Origin of the sequence: Nocardia sp. CWNU-33, assembly GCF_046764895.1 — a bacterium.
Classification (GTDB): Bacteria; Actinomycetota; Actinomycetes; order Mycobacteriales; family Mycobacteriaceae; genus Nocardia.
Genome location: NZ_JBKOQN010000017.1, coordinates 86,065 through 99,668, shown reverse-complemented (window position 1 = coordinate 99,668; position 13,604 = coordinate 86,065). Strand labels below are relative to the sequence as shown.

The window sequence follows — 13,604 nt, the reverse complement described above, 5'->3', positions numbered from 1 at the left end:
ATCCGGGAGCCTACACGTACCGGTAGTACGCATGCGGCGTGGCGACGTATGCGGGCGCAATCCACCATTGACCTGCAGTACACGTGATCTACTTCATATCCACGCACGCTATGGCCCATTGATTTCCGATGCCTCGTACTGCCAGTATCGGAGCACGTACCGGCGGTACACCAGCATCTGCGACAGCTCATCGATCGAGGCGCGAACATGACCGAACAGCCCGACAGCACCGATCTCCGACGACCGGACCGGCAGTCGACCGTGCCTGTCGAGGGCACCGAGCTGGCTGTCTTCGAATGGGGCGATCCCGCCGCCGAACCATTGGTCCTCGTGCACGGCATCACCGACACCCATCGCGTCTGGGCCGAAGTGGCGACACTGCTCGCCGACAGCTTCCGCGTGATCACCTACGACCTACGCGGCCACGGTCGGTCGGCGAAACCCACGGCAACATCGGACTATCGACTGAACCGACTCGCAGCGGACTTCTACGCCGTGATCGACGCGGTCAGCCCGCGCGGGCCGGTGCATGTCTGCGGCCACGGCTGGGGCGCGGTGCAGGCCTGGGAAGCAGTATGCGATCCGCGGGCGAACACCCGCGTCGCCTCGTTCACCGCGATCTCCGGCCCCAATCTCGACCATGTCGGAATGCTGTTGCGCGACATCGCCTCTCCGTCGCACCACCTGCGCAGACTGGCCACCGACCCGACGTGGTGGCTGCGCAGCGCCGGGTCGGCGCCCGCCGCAGCGCAACGGATCGCCTATCCGCCCCGGGTCCGCTCCTGGCTCATCGAGCGGCTCGGCGGCGTCCCGCGCGCGTACGCGCCGATCGCCGCCACCTGGCGCGCCGACCTGCTCGCAGGCAGTCGCATCGTACGGGCCAACCTGCTGCACCATCTGCTGCGACCAAGGCCGCGGCAGACAGCGGTGCCGGTCCAGATGGTGGTCGACACCACCGATGTATTCGTCCCGCCATTCCTCTACGACAGCAGCGCACCTTGGGTGGATCGCCTGTGGCGCTGCGCGATTCCCGCCGACCACTGGCTACCGGTAACCGAGCCGCTGCTCGTCGCGGAGGCCATCGCCAACTTCGTCGAAGACCTGCACACCTCCGACGCGACGATCCATCGCCGATGAGCCGCCGCTCGCCACAGCCGCGACCCGACAACAAAAGAGCACCCTGGTCTAGATAGCACTTGCCCAGGACCCGGCGGGGCGGACCGGCGTGCTCGAGCTCATCGACGGAATGGACGATCTCGACGATTTCCTCGCCGCATTGACCCCGGAGACACCGCGTGTCGTATGGGAGGCATTCACCGAGGTGCGTGCCGAGATTCCGGCGGCCCTGCCGACTCGACTCGCCGAGCGCGCAACCGAGTGCGGTCGGGTGGCGGCGGCTCAGGTGCTGCGCGGGTAGCCCACCGAGGATGGCCGCCGGGGTGCGGCAGGCGGGCTGCGGCCGCGATGCGACAATGAATGCGTCAACCGCCCCAGTTCACGAAGGATAAACCCGCATTCCGATGGCCGAGAACACCGCGTCGACCTCGCCCGATACCCAGGCCATCGACCCGGCCGAACTGGCCATTTGCCTGCGTGTGCTGGAACAGGCCGGGCAGCTGGACAAAGACGATCCCCATTCGATCGCCGTGCAGCGCGCCGTGGGGCACATGTTCAAGAAGCTCAAGCTCCGCCGTCGCAGCGAGGCAAGGGACGCGGTTGCGGCCGCGGATCGCTCGGTGGTCGCGGCGACGGCAACCGGGTCGCCCAATCGGATCGATGACGAGACCGCGGGCATCCCGCTGACCTCGAACGCCGCGGGCGCGAGCGCGGGCACCCTGCTCCGGCCGCGCCCCTGCTACATGTGCAAGCAGCGCTACACCCGCGTCGACGCCTTCTACCACCAGCTCTGCCCGGAGTGCGCGGCCGGCAGCCATGCCAAGCGAGACGCGAGGACCGATCTGACCGGCCGTCGCGCGCTGCTGACCGGCGGTCGCGCCAAGATCGGCATGTACATCGCGCTACGACTGCTGCGCGACGGCGCACACACCACCATCACCACACGTTTCCCCAACGATGCCATCCGCCGCTTCGCCGCCATGGACGACAGCGCGGACTGGCTGCATCGACTGCGGATCGTCGGCATCGACCTGCGTGACCCCGCCCAAGTAGTCGCTCTCGCCGACGATGTCGCCGCACAGGGCCCGCTCGATATTCTCATCAACAATGCCGCGCAGACCGTGCGCCGCTCCCCCGGCGCCTACAGCGCACTCGTCGATGCCGAATCCGGTCCGCTGCCCGCGGGCGCGCTGCCGGACATGGTGAGCTTCGGCAAAACGATGCAGGCGCATCCGACCGCGCTGACTGCCTCGCTCACGCCGAGTCTGACCGCCACGGACGTCGCCGAACTGGCGTTGGTCGCGGGATCGGCGACACCAGAACGCATTTCGCGCGGCGTTGCGATCGACGCGGGCGGTCTGGTGCCGGATCTGGCGCACACCAACAGCTGGGTGCAGACCGTCGCCGAGGTCGATCCGACCGAACTGCTCGAGGTACAGCTGTGCAACTCGGTCGCGCCGTTCATTCTGGTGTCCCGGCTACGTCCCGCCATGGCCGCGTCGCCGGCGCGACGCAAGTACGTCGTCAACGTTTCCGCCATGGAGGGCCAGTTCTCCCGCGCGTACAAGGGCCCCGGCCATCCGCACACCAATATGGCCAAGGCCGCGCTGAATATGCTCACCCGCACCAGCGCCAAGGAAATGCTCGAGGAAGATTCGATCCTGATGACCGCCGTCGACACCGGCTGGATCACCGACGAGCGCCCGCACTACACGAAGGTCCGCCTGGCCGAGGAAGGTTTCCACGCCCCGCTCGACCTGGTCGACGGGGCAGCTCGGGTCTACGATCCGATCGTCCAGGGTGAAAGCGGCACCGACCTGTACGGCTGCTTCCTCAAGGACTACCAACCGTCGCCCTGGTGAATCGCCGCCGCGTGACCTCCGACGCGGGCAGAATCGCATCGAGACCGATCCGACAACCCCAAAGGGCACCATGGCGAATCACGGCGGGCTCGGCGCGCTGGTGCGCGACCGGTTGCCACTGCTGCGCTGGTCGAACATCCGCTTCGTGCTGGGCGGGTTGAGTCTGCTGCGCACGGGGCAGGTCGGCGACGGTCGCGAGGCCGCGCTACGCGACTACGTGCTCACCAACGCGACGGCGGGTGATCCGGAGAGCGTGCTCGCCACCATCGATGATTTCGCCCGCAATCGCAGCATGCCGATGAATATCGGAGACGAAAAAGGGCTGCTTTTGGATGCGGCGGTCCGGCGGGCCGCCCCGACACTGCTGCTCGAACTGGGCACCTACTGCGGCTACAGCGCGGTGCGCGCGGGGCGGCTGATACCCGCGGACGCGCGGCTGGTGTCAGTGGAGGCCAGCCCCGCCAATGCCGAGATCGCCCGCGCTGTCATCGAACACGCCGGATTGACGGATCGGGTCAGCGTGGTGGTCGGCAAGATCGGCGACGGCGGCACAACGGTGCAGCGGCTGCTCGACGAGTACGGATTCGCCGTCAGCGCACTGGATTTCGTGTTCATCGATCATTGGAAGACCGCATATCTGCCGGACCTGAAAACGATCATCGCAGCGAATTGGCTGCATCCGGGGACGATCGTGGTGGCCGATAACGTCAAAGTGCCCGGCGCACCGTGTTATCGGCGCTACCTGCGTGAGCAGGAGGGCACCTCCTGGCGCACCATCGAACACAAGACTCACGTCGAATACCAGTCGCTGCTAACCGACCTGGTGCTCGAGTCCGAATATCTGGGCTGAACGCCGTCACCGGGCAGGTGCCGTGCCGGCAGGCGAACTGTGCGCTGCCGCTGCGCGCCTGCACCGCACCGCCTGAACGACTACGCTGAAAACGTGCTGTATCGGCTGCTGGCCGACGTTACCGCCGCCGTGCACTTCGCGTTCGTGGCCTACGTGGTGGTCGGCGGATTTCTCGCGTGGCGCTGGCCGCGCACCATCTGGCTGCACTTGATCGCATTCGGATGGGGCTTCGGCACCGTCCTGTTCGGAGTCGATTGTCCGCTGACCTATCTGGAGAATTGGGCGCGCCACCGGGCCGGTGTGGCCGGGCTCCCGTCGAGTGGGTTCATCGACCACTACCTGACCGGAGTGATCTACCCGGAGAGCGCGCTCGGGTTGGTGCGGGTGCTGGTTGCGGTGTGTGTCGCGGTGTCGTGGTCCGGATTCGCGTGGTTGTCGCGGCAGCGGGCGGGCAGCCGCGTACGAACTTCCGGATAGCCATGATCGCATCGGCCCGACACCCGGAATGGACTCGTCCCGAAGGGTTTCACGCCACCGGGTGGTGGCGTGCCAAGCTCGCTGTGATCAGGTCGGCCACCTCGGCGACCTTCTCGTCCACATAGAAATGCCCACCCGCGAACACCGCACGCTCGAACCTTCCCGCGGTGTGATCGCGCCATTCGTCGGCCTGCGCCGGGACCACCGTGGGATCCTCGGTGCTCACCAGCGCGGCGATATCCCCGGCGAGTGGCTCATCCGCGCAGTAGACGTAGGTCTCCACCGCCTGATAGTCGCTGCGGACAGCAGGCAACACCAGCTCGGCGAGACCGGGGTCGTCGCGCAGTATCCGCACCGATGCCGGGTCGGTCGCCAACCGCTCCAGATCACCGATCAGCTCGTCGTCCGACGCGAGGTGCAGACGCCCCGGTTCCAGGTAAGTCGGCGCGGGACGACCGGAGACGAACAGCGTGGTCACCGGCTGGCCTGCGCGCTCGAGCAGGCGAGCCGTTTCGAATGCCACCGTCGCTCCCATACTGTGGCCGAACAGCGCCAATCGCTCGACCGGCCCTTGACGCAAGATCTCCTCGGCGATCCGACTCGTCAGCGTCTCCATATCCGAGATCAGGGGTTCGCCGAGCCGATCCTGCCGACCCGGATACTGCACGGCGGCAACGGCAATACCGGGGCCGAGCTTCGCGGCCAACGTCCGGTACGCGGTAACGGACCCGCCGCCCGGCGGCATGCAGACCAGTTGGTGTCGCGCCGCGGCGTCGGCCCGCAGCACTCGCAACCAGTCCGTGGCCGCGATGGTTCGGCGCACGTCGATCTCCTTCTCGGTCGGAACAGCTCGTGAGCGGACATTCCTTTGTAGCAAGTTCGCGCCGCGGTGTGGGCCGATGTGGCCGCCCCTGGTCGGGTGTGGCGGGTTATTCTTGCCGCTCCGGTGAGCTGTTCGTATCGACGAGGCGGTAGGCATGACGGAGTGGACGACAGAGCAGGACAGTGGATCGACCACCATCGAGATTCGGGTGCCTGCACTGCTCGAGCAACTGGTGATGCTGCGGGCCCTCGCCGAAACCGTCGCTCTTATCGCGGATTTCGGGCTCGATGAGGTCACCGACATTCGGCTGGCACTCGACGAGATCGCCACGGAGCTGATTCTCGACGCCGTTGCGGACACGACCATCGATTGCCGGTTCACCTATCGCGAGTCCGCGATGCTCGTGCGGGTCTCCTCCGTCGCCGCGTCGAATACTGTACCGGGCCAGGGTAGTTTCGGATGGCATATTGTGCGTACACTCACCGACACCGTGCACGCCGTACAGGCCCCGCTCGACGCCGCCACCGGCGGCTATCCGACGATTGTCGATTTCCACTGGGTGCGGGGCGGCTCCGATGGTCGATGAGCAGGTCTCGTCACCGGCGCCGCGACCGCAGCGAGCTCGCCCAGGCACAGATCCCTATGACAACATCGAACCACTGATCACCGAACTCGCCGCTGTTCACGCAGACGATCCACACCGAGAGGTGTTGCGCCAGCGGGTAATCGAGCGTTGCCTGCCGCTCGCCGAGAACATCGCGCGCAAATTCAGCGGCCGTGGCGAGAATTTCGACGACTTGCTGCAGATCGCCAGAGTCGGCCTGGTGCAAACCATCGACAGGTTCGACCCCGCCTTCGGTGCGTCGTTCCTGTCCTTCGCCGTGCCGACCATCATGGGCGAAGTACGACGACACTTTCGCGATCACACCTGGGCCTTACGAGTTCCCCGGCGGCTCAAGGAAATTCAACAGGCGATCGGCCCGGCCACCGAGGAGCTGGCGCAGCGACTCGGCCGCATACCGAGGGCAAGGGAGATCGCCGAGGAAATCGGCGCCGACCTGACCGAGGTCACCCAGGCGCTCATCGCACGCAACGCCTACCAGACCGCACCCCTCGACCCCTCGCCCAGCGGCGGCGATGACAGCCCTACGACCTCGGTACTGGACACCTACGGCGCCGACGAACCGAGCTATCGCACGGTCGAGGACTATTTGGCGGTCGAACCGCTCATTGCCGCGCTGCCCGAGCAGCAGCGTCAGGTATTGATCATGCGTTTCTTCAAGTCCATGTCCCAGGCCCAGATCGCCGAACAGCTGGGCTGCTCCCAGATGAACGTCTCCCGCATCCTGTCCAAAACCCTCAACACGTTGCGCGAGCAGGCATTACGTGACTGACCGAGCACCGCGCTGCCCTCAGAGCCGGGTATAGTTCTCGTTGTCCTGCTCGAACGCGGTGAGGATGTCCGGCGTCAGTGTCGGACGAGTGTCGGCGATGGCCGCAAGGTAGTCCGCGGTGCTCGCGGGTTCACCACTACCACTGAGCATCTCACGTTCGAATGCAGTCTGGGCGCTCTTGCGTGCCGCGAACTCGATATCGGCGGGAGTGAAAAGTGCACTCGCGCTGACTAATCGGTCGAGGTCGATGCGATTGCTGGCAGGCCCGAGATACCGAAGCCAAATTGCATTGCGGGCAGGCACATCCGGCGGACCGATCGGGATCACGTAGTCGAAACGACCCGGCCGCAGGAGGGCCGAGTCCAACGAACGCACGGAGTTCGTCGCGCACACCAGCAGGCGACTGTCCTTCTCCCGGAAGGCCGGAATCAACTTGAGCAGCTCATTGGTGACACCGTGCGCGGCGCTGGTTGCCGCACCCGAGCGGGCAACGGCGATCTCCTCGACTTCGTCGATGAAGAGCAAAAGTTCGTCGAGTTCCGCGATCTCGTCGAACGTTTCTCGCAGTGAGGCCGCCAAGCCGCCCGACGCGGCCGCGGCCAACCTCGAGGGGAACAGCTCGACGAACGGCCAGCCCAGGCGCGAGGCCACTGCTTTCGCGAAACTCGTCTTGCCGGTGCCGGGTGGCCCGAACAAAATCACGCTCTTGGGCGTCTGCACACCATGACGTTCGGCGATGTCCCTATTCGCAAGCGGCAGCACGATCCGGCGTTCAATGACGTCCTTCTCCCGGTCCATGCCTGCCATCGACTGCCACAGCCCCGGGGGCAGCAGTCGCCCACCCAACTCGGTGAGCAGGCTGCTCTGCTCAGGACCGAGGCGCTCGCGCATCTCGTAGTAGACCAAACCGTCGCGGCGCAGGTATCCGGAGTTTTCGAAGGCGACAGCGCCCGTCGCCCCCGCGGGGAGCAGGGCGCAGATCCGCCGGACACCGGCGGTCCGCAGTCGCCGCTCGAGTTCGGCGAGCAAAGCGCTGCCGATACCGCGTTCCCTCCAGCGCGACCCCAGCGCAACCAACAGCACCCAGGCACGCTCGCCCTGTACCTCGGCAACCGCCATCCCGACCATCTCGGTACCGACCTCGGCAACCACCGCCGACAGCCCCTTCCGCGCCGCCGCCATCACCTCCGCAACGGCGAAGACGGGTTCGGCCGACCCGGGATTTCGACTCTGATCCCAGATCTGGATCGCCTGATCCAGGTCGTCATCGCGAAAGTCGCGCAATCGCCACACCGGCATGCACACCTCGACTCGGGTCCGGGTGCCCCACTTGTTTCCAGTGAACACCCATCGACGACACCCCGACAAGGACCCCCTCCGCCGCTGCGTTGCGGCCGGACGCCAGTGGCAGTTGGATGCCACCCCAACAACAGGTGTCCTCGTTGTGGTGTAGAGGCCATGCGTGTGGCACGTCATCGCCGATTCCGCCACAAAGCTGCTGCGTTTTGCGCGCAGATTCCGGACAGTCGAGTACCGTATTCTGAATCCGCGAGGTGATCATGGCAGCGCCCCTGAGATCATCATCCAGGCACGCGAAGTCGTTGGGGGCCAACGAGACCACAACCGTGTGCTGTGACAGTATGGGCACTCGTGAGTCGTAAAGCCGCTGCAGCTAGAGTGTTCGATCCGGTGAACGCGCACGAACGGCTGCTGCACGACTACGAATCCGGCATCGGTGTCCCCGGCTCCAGCATTGCGCCGCCCTTTGTTCCCGGCAGATATCTCGCCGCCACCCTGCCGGTCTGGGCGCTGGCCGCCGGATCGGTCGCGGCGCTGAACACCGCGGCGAACCGCATCAGGGTCGCGCATGGCCTGCACCCGGTGGCGTATCGGCTGGACCCGGACCGCATCACCGCTGCATTCTCCAGCGAACGCTTGTTGCGCATCGATGGACAGCCGCCGACGATGTTCGCGGAGCTGTCCGGCTTCTTCCCCACTTTCGACGGCTGGGTCCGCACCCACGCCAACTACTCGCACCACCACGTCGGGCTGCTCGCCGCACTGGGTCTGCCCACCGACGTCCCGATCGATCTGGCCGTCGCGCAGATGGCGATGAGCCGCGCCTCCGATATCGAGGAGCGGGCCGCCGAGGTGGGCGCGATCGCCGTGCGGGTCCGCACAGAACAGGAATGGGCCGAGAGCCCGCAGGGACAGGCCGCCGCGGCCGGACCATTGGTCGCGATCGACTTGCGCGACGACCGTGGCGAGTCCGGATTGCCCATCGGCGCAACGCCTTTGCAGCCACTGCGCGGCGTCCGTGTGCTCGATCTGACCCGCGTGATCGCCGGACCCGTGGCGACCCGCACGCTGGCGCTGCTCGGCGCCGAGGTGCTGCGTGTCGATCCGCCGCTGCTGCCCGAGATCCCGTGGCAGTTCGCCGACACCTGCCAGGGCAAACACTCCACCCTGCTCGACGTGCGCGGCAAGCTCGCTGTGCTCGATGACCTGCTGGCCTCTGCCGACGTGCTGATCACCGGATACCGGCCCGGCACACTCGAACAGGCGGGGCTCCGTGCGGCCGCGCGCCCCGGACTGGTGCACGGCCGGGTCAGTGCGTGGGGCGAATCCGGTCCTTGGGGCAACCGCCGCGGTTTCGACAGCATTGTGCAAGCCGCAGTGGGTATTTCGATCATCGAGGGCGCTGCGGCAGTCCCCGGCGCACTGCCTGCGCAGGCCCTCGACCACGCCTCCGGCTACCTGCTCGCCGCCGGCGTCATCGACGCGCTCGTCGCACGAGCCTCCGACGGTATCGGCCGCGATGTCCGAGTTGCCCTCGCGCGTACCGGTTCCTGGCTGCTCGACGCACCGGACCGCATGCCGAGCCATCCACCAGCCGCCGCGCCCAACCCCGCCGCAACCGTGATGCACGGAAATGTGGTCACCGCCGCGCCCGCGCTGCCCGAGTATCCCGATTACGCCTGGCCTGCTCCCGCCTACGGTGCGGGGGCGGCCGCGTGGCCCGTGCGCACGCGCTGACCGAGCCCGGCGGCGCTTCGGTCCTGCTGGCGGCGCGCGAAGCGTTCCTGCACGGCGTACATGTCACAGCGGCCATCGCCGCTATTGCCGCACTGGCGATTTCGGTGATCGCGATGGTTCGGCTGCGTCACATTCCGCCCGTACACTCGAACAGGACTGACCGGTCAGGTGCGCAGATCCTGGGCTAGCACCGCAATGGCTTCGGTGAGCCGAGCGCCGTCGGGCAGATTCTTGCCACGGGTGATCATCCACAGCACACCTAACCCCTGGGTGAGAACGAAATACAGCTCCGCGATCGCCCGAGCGACGTCCTGATCCAGTTCGGGATGTGCCTCCTGGAGCGCACGCGTGATGTCGGCGTAAGCACCGGTGAGGCTGTCGGTCATGAATTCCTGCGACTCTGGTGAGCGCGTGACGCGCAACAGGTTCTCCAGACTGGCCAGCATCCCCTCACGATTGTTCTCGAACACCTCCGCCATGCCGTCCCACATCTGAGCGAACGCCTCTAGCAGCGGTTTGCCGCTCGTGGCGCCGATCAGCGCCTCCATGCTGTCGCCGATGTCACTGCCGAGCGCCTCCGTCAGCGCCTCGGTGATCAGCCGCTCCTTGGAGCCGAAGTGGTAGCCGATCGCGGCCAGACTCACCCCCGCCGCCGAAGCGATATCCCGCGCGGTGGTCTTCGCAACACCGCGTTCCAAGATGGCCTTACGTGCTCCCGCCAGTAGATCTTCTCGATTTCCCATGCCTCTCACCATACAACGTCTAAGACACACGTACTAGACAGCCGTGCCAAAGATGTGTTAGACATTCGTCTGACACAAATGTCCTTAGAAGGGATCGGGATTATGAGCACCACCCGCACACTCCACGTCCTCGTCAGCGGTGGCGGAATCGCAGGCAACGCGGTGGCACTGCAATTGCTGCGCGCGGGCATCCGCACCACCATTGTGGAGCGGGCCCCCGAGCCGCGACCCGGCGGCCAGGCCGTCGACCTTCGCGGACCCAGCCGCGAGGTGGCCGAGCGAATGGGATTGATGCCGGGCATCCGCAAATACCAGCTCGATGAGCGCGGCATGGCCTATGTCGACAGGAACGGCCAGGAATACGCCAGGATGCCCGCCGAAATGTTCGACGGCAAAGGCCCGGTCGCCGAAATCGAGATCACTCGCGGCGATCTGAACCAGGTGCTGCTCACCGAACTCGCCACTGCGGGAGGCGAACTCGACTACCGCTACGCGGAGTGGATCGAGGGCCTGGAGCAGAACGACACGGGCGTCGAGGTCACCTTCGGGTCGGGCGCCACCGAACGCTTCGATCTAGTCATCGGCGCGGACGGTGTGCACTCGGCAACACGTGGGCTGGCATTCGGTCCGGAAGAACAGTTCGCGACATACCTCGGCGGCTACATGTCCTTCTTCACCATGCCGACGCCCGCCGGTTCCGAGCCCGGCTGGTTCAAGATGCACACGGTCCCCCGCGCCGCGGTCGCGATCCGTCCCGACGCTGAGCCCACCACCTCGAAGGCGATCATCACCCTGCGCACCGACGCCGATCCGGCACTGCGTCGCGATGTCGGCGCGCAGCAGCAGCTCATCCGGGGCATGCTCGCCGAGGCAGGCTGGGAGGCCCCGGCGGTGCTCGCCGCGATGGCAACAACGCCGGACTTCTATTTCGACGAGCTGGCTCGCGTCGATATGCCGACCCTGGCGGCAGGACGGGTCACGCTACTCGGTGACGCCGGCTTCTGCGGCTCCCCGATGACCGGCATGGGCACCGCGATGGCCATCGTCGGCGCCTACGTGCTCGCCGGCGAAATCGCCGCCACCCCAGACGATCTCACCGGCGCGCTGGCCCGATACGAGAACATCGTCACGCCGTTTCTCGCCAAGGCCAAGGACCTGCCCGGCGGCGGCATCAAGATCATGCTGCCCAACTCGCGCCTTGGCACCCGGATGGTCCGCGCCAGCATGAAGCTGATGACCTCACGACTGTTCCGACCGGTGATGATGAAGATGATGACCGACACCGACGACTACGAGCTGCCCACATACTGAGCCTCGACCCGGACGGTGCGACGCCGCTCGCTACGCTCGCAGTGTGCGGCAGCAGATCATCATGGACGTCGATACCGGGATCGATGATTCCCTCGCGCTGCTCTATTTGCTGGCTTCCCCGGAGGCCGACATCGTCGGCATCGCCGCTACCGCAGGCAATGTGCCCGCACCGCGGGTGGCGGCGAACAATCTCGCGTGGCTGGATGTGTGCCGAGCGCCCGACATCGAAGTCGCGCTCGGCGCTGCTGAGCCCCTGGCCATCCCACTGCGCACCACCGAGGACACGCACGGGCCGCATGGGGTCGGCTACGCGGAACTGCCGGAATCCGCACGTTCGCTTTCGCACCGGTCGGCCGCCCAGATGTGGGTCGAGCTGGTACGCGAGCGCCCCGGGCAGATCGTCGGCCTGTGCACCGGACCGCTGACCAATCTCGCGCTGGCCCTCCGCGGCGAGCCCGAGTTGCCCCGACTGCTGCAACGACTGGTCATCATGGGCGGCGCGTTCAACCACCCCGGCAACACGACGCCGACCAACGAATGGAACGTGCACGTCGACCCGGAGGCGGCCAAGGAGGTCTTCGATGCCTTCTCGGCCGCGCCGCCCGACCGCCGACCGATCGTGTGCGCGCTCGATGTCACCGAGACCATCGAGATGTATCCCGTCCACCTTGCGCTGCTGGCCGAACGCGCGGGCAGCCTGCCGGTCGAGCAAGTGTCGGACACCGATTCGCCCGAGGCTCGCTCCGGCACGAGCAACCCCATCGTCCGCCACCTGACCGACGCGGTGCGCTTCTACTTCGACTTCCACCGCACCTATGACCAGGGGTACCTGGCACATATGCACGACCCGTTCGCGGCGGCGATCGCCCTCGACCCCGTGCTCGCCGCCACCCGTCCGGCAACGGTCGATGTCGAATTGATCGGAACGCTCACCCGGGCAACCACGGTGGCCGATTGGGCCGGGATGTGGGGCCGGGAACCCAACGCCGACATCGTGATCGGCACCGATCCCGCGGCATTCTTCGAACGAATGATCACCAGGATCGGCGACTTTGCCCGAGCCGTTTACCCGCCAACGACACCTGAGGATGCGTGATGATCGGCGACAGCAACGACGACAATTCCTATCTCGCCGATTTCTGCACCCGGCTGTACCTGCCCGGAATCATCGACGTGCACACACATTTCATGCCGGAGCAGGTGATGCGCAAGGTGTGGGCATACTTCGATTCCGCGGGTCCGTTGACCGGCAAACCATGGCCGATCGCCTACCGCGACGACGAGCAGGTCCGACTCAAAACGTTGCGCGGCTTCGGTGTTCGCGCCTTTACCTCGCTGGTGTACCCACACAAACCGGATATGGCGGCGTGGCTCAATGAATGGACCGCCGACTTCGCCGAACGGACCCCGGACTGCTTGCACACCGCGACCTTCTACCCCGAACACCACGCCGCGAGCTACGTCGAGGCGGCCATCGAGCGCGGCGTCCGGGTATTCAAGGTGCACATCCAGGTCGGCGACTTTCATCCCGCCGATCCCTTGCTCAATCCGGTTTGGGGGCTGATCGAGGACGCACAGATCCCGGTCCTGATCCATTGCGGTTCCGGGCCCGCGCCCGGGGGATACACCGGACCCGAACCCATAGCCACACTGCTGCAACGTTTCCCGCGGCTGCAGCTGATCATCGCCCACATGGGCACACCAGAGTATTCCGAATTCCTTGATCTGGCACAGGATTACGCTGGCATCCGCCTCGACACCACCATGGTGTGGACCGATTTCAGCGAGGCCGATTCACCCTTCCCCACCACCGAACGCGGCAGGCTGCACGACTTCGGTGACCGCATCCTCTTCGGCAGTGACTTCCCGAATATCCCCTACCCTTACGGTCATTCGATCTATGCGCTGGAGCGGCTCGAACTCGGCGACACCTGGCTGCAGCAGGTCTGCTATCGAAACGCGGGCCTGCTCTTCGGGATCGAATGACCGTCG

At 66.1% G+C, this 13,604-nt stretch carries 14 protein-coding genes; 11 read left to right on the top strand and 3 right to left on the bottom strand.

Going from position 1 to position 13,604, the window contains the following annotated elements; all coding sequences use genetic code 11:
- Positions 1-207 precede the first annotated feature (207 nt).
- The 5 genes from ACLMAL_RS22950 to ACLMAL_RS22930 all read left to right on the top strand — a co-directional run bounded on the left by ACLMAL_RS22950 (position 208) and on the right by ACLMAL_RS22930 (position 4,305).
- Complete coding sequence (locus ACLMAL_RS22950) at positions 208-1,137, top strand: alpha/beta fold hydrolase (protein WP_412000952.1); 930 nt, start codon at positions 208-210, stop codon at positions 1,135-1,137.
- A gap of 88 nt (positions 1,138-1,225) precedes the next feature.
- Complete coding sequence (locus ACLMAL_RS22945) at positions 1,226-1,417, top strand: hypothetical protein (protein WP_412000951.1); 192 nt, start codon at positions 1,226-1,228, stop codon at positions 1,415-1,417.
- 103 nt (positions 1,418-1,520) lie between these two features.
- Positions 1,521-2,978 carry an SDR family NAD(P)-dependent oxidoreductase gene (locus ACLMAL_RS22940; protein WP_412000950.1) on the top strand — a complete coding sequence of 486 codons (1,458 nt, stop codon included), beginning with the start codon at positions 1,521-1,523 and terminating at the stop codon, positions 2,976-2,978.
- A 70-nt stretch (positions 2,979-3,048) separates the two neighbouring features.
- On the top strand, positions 3,049-3,828 hold the full coding sequence (locus ACLMAL_RS22935) for an O-methyltransferase (protein ID WP_412000949.1): 780 nt from the start codon (positions 3,049-3,051) through the stop codon (positions 3,826-3,828).
- A 93-nt stretch (positions 3,829-3,921) separates the two neighbouring features.
- Positions 3,922-4,305 carry a DUF2784 domain-containing protein gene (locus ACLMAL_RS22930; RefSeq protein ID WP_328402600.1) on the top strand — a complete coding sequence of 128 codons (384 nt, stop codon included), beginning with the start codon at positions 3,922-3,924 and terminating at the stop codon, positions 4,303-4,305.
- 49 nt (positions 4,306-4,354) lie between these two features.
- Here ACLMAL_RS22930 and ACLMAL_RS22925 read toward each other — a convergent pair whose 3' ends face one another.
- Positions 4,355-5,128, bottom strand: coding sequence for a thioesterase II family protein (locus ACLMAL_RS22925; protein WP_412000948.1), 774 nt, complete (start codon positions 5,126-5,128; stop codon positions 4,355-4,357).
- 154 nt (positions 5,129-5,282) lie between these two features.
- Here ACLMAL_RS22925 and ACLMAL_RS22920 point away from each other — a divergent pair, with 154 nt between their 5' ends.
- Both ACLMAL_RS22920 and ACLMAL_RS22915 read left to right on the top strand, forming a co-directional pair.
- Positions 5,283-5,714 carry an ATP-binding protein gene (locus ACLMAL_RS22920; protein WP_412000947.1) on the top strand — a complete coding sequence of 144 codons (432 nt, stop codon included), beginning with the start codon at positions 5,283-5,285 and terminating at the stop codon, positions 5,712-5,714.
- Positions 5,704-6,522, top strand: coding sequence for an RNA polymerase sigma factor SigF (locus tag ACLMAL_RS22915; RefSeq protein ID WP_412000946.1), 819 nt, complete (start codon positions 5,704-5,706; stop codon positions 6,520-6,522). Before ACLMAL_RS22920 ends, ACLMAL_RS22915 begins: the two co-directional genes overlap by 11 nt.
- Positions 6,523-6,540: 18 nt before the next feature.
- On the opposite strand, the gene ACLMAL_RS22910 is transcribed toward ACLMAL_RS22915, so the two are convergent.
- Complete coding sequence (locus tag ACLMAL_RS22910; protein WP_412000997.1) at positions 6,541-7,821, bottom strand: ATP-binding protein; 1,281 nt, start codon at positions 7,819-7,821, stop codon at positions 6,541-6,543.
- Positions 7,822-8,211: 390 nt separating this feature from the next.
- Between ACLMAL_RS22910 and ACLMAL_RS22905 the strand changes: the two genes are divergently transcribed.
- On the top strand, positions 8,212-9,558 hold the full coding sequence (locus ACLMAL_RS22905) for a CoA transferase (RefSeq protein WP_412000945.1): 1,347 nt from the start codon (positions 8,212-8,214) through the stop codon (positions 9,556-9,558).
- A 164-nt stretch (positions 9,559-9,722) separates the two neighbouring features.
- Here ACLMAL_RS22905 and ACLMAL_RS22900 read toward each other — a convergent pair whose 3' ends face one another.
- Positions 9,723-10,301: a TetR/AcrR family transcriptional regulator gene (locus ACLMAL_RS22900; RefSeq protein WP_412000944.1), complete on the bottom strand. Its 579-nt coding sequence runs from the start codon at positions 10,299-10,301 to the stop codon at positions 9,723-9,725.
- Between the two features lie 102 nt (positions 10,302-10,403).
- Between ACLMAL_RS22900 and ACLMAL_RS22895 the strand changes: the two genes are divergently transcribed.
- From ACLMAL_RS22895 to ACLMAL_RS22885, 3 genes are read left to right on the top strand one after another with little or no spacing between them, the layout of a single operon-like run.
- Positions 10,404-11,612: an FAD-dependent monooxygenase gene (locus tag ACLMAL_RS22895; RefSeq protein WP_412000943.1), complete on the top strand. Its 1,209-nt coding sequence runs from the start codon at positions 10,404-10,406 to the stop codon at positions 11,610-11,612.
- A gap of 43 nt (positions 11,613-11,655) precedes the next feature.
- Complete coding sequence (locus tag ACLMAL_RS22890; protein WP_412000942.1) at positions 11,656-12,708, top strand: nucleoside hydrolase; 1,053 nt, start codon at positions 11,656-11,658, stop codon at positions 12,706-12,708.
- Positions 12,708-13,598 (top strand): amidohydrolase family protein, encoded by an 891-nt coding sequence (locus ACLMAL_RS22885; RefSeq protein WP_412000941.1) that lies wholly within the window; start codon positions 12,708-12,710, stop codon positions 13,596-13,598. The genes ACLMAL_RS22890 and ACLMAL_RS22885 overlap by 1 nt, the downstream gene beginning before the upstream one ends.
- The last annotated feature ends 6 nt before the right edge of the window (positions 13,599-13,604 follow it).

What these genes read in the sequence shown, in the direction of transcription:
- ACLMAL_RS22950 (WP_412000952.1), top strand. Translation starts at nt 208, where the DNA reads ATGACCGAACAGCCCGACAGCACCGATCTCCGACGACCGGACCGGCAG.
- ACLMAL_RS22940 (WP_412000950.1), top strand. Translation starts at nt 1,521, where the DNA reads ATGGCCGAGAACACCGCGTCGACCTCGCCCGATACCCAGGCCATCGAC.
- ACLMAL_RS22935 (WP_412000949.1), top strand. Translation starts at nt 3,049, where the DNA reads ATGGCGAATCACGGCGGGCTCGGCGCGCTGGTGCGCGACCGGTTGCCA.
- ACLMAL_RS22920 (WP_412000947.1), top strand. Translation starts at nt 5,283, where the DNA reads ATGACGGAGTGGACGACAGAGCAGGACAGTGGATCGACCACCATCGAG.
- ACLMAL_RS22915 (WP_412000946.1), top strand. Translation starts at nt 5,704, where the DNA reads ATGGTCGATGAGCAGGTCTCGTCACCGGCGCCGCGACCGCAGCGAGCT.
- ACLMAL_RS22910 (WP_412000997.1), bottom strand. Translation starts at nt 7,821, where the DNA reads ATGCCGGTGTGGCGATTGCGCGACTTTCGCGATGACGACCTGGATCAG.
- ACLMAL_RS22900 (WP_412000944.1), bottom strand. Translation starts at nt 10,301, where the DNA reads ATGGGAAATCGAGAAGATCTACTGGCGGGAGCACGTAAGGCCATCTTG.
- ACLMAL_RS22895 (WP_412000943.1), top strand. Translation starts at nt 10,404, where the DNA reads ATGAGCACCACCCGCACACTCCACGTCCTCGTCAGCGGTGGCGGAATC.
- ACLMAL_RS22885 (WP_412000941.1), top strand. Translation starts at nt 12,708, where the DNA reads ATGATCGGCGACAGCAACGACGACAATTCCTATCTCGCCGATTTCTGC.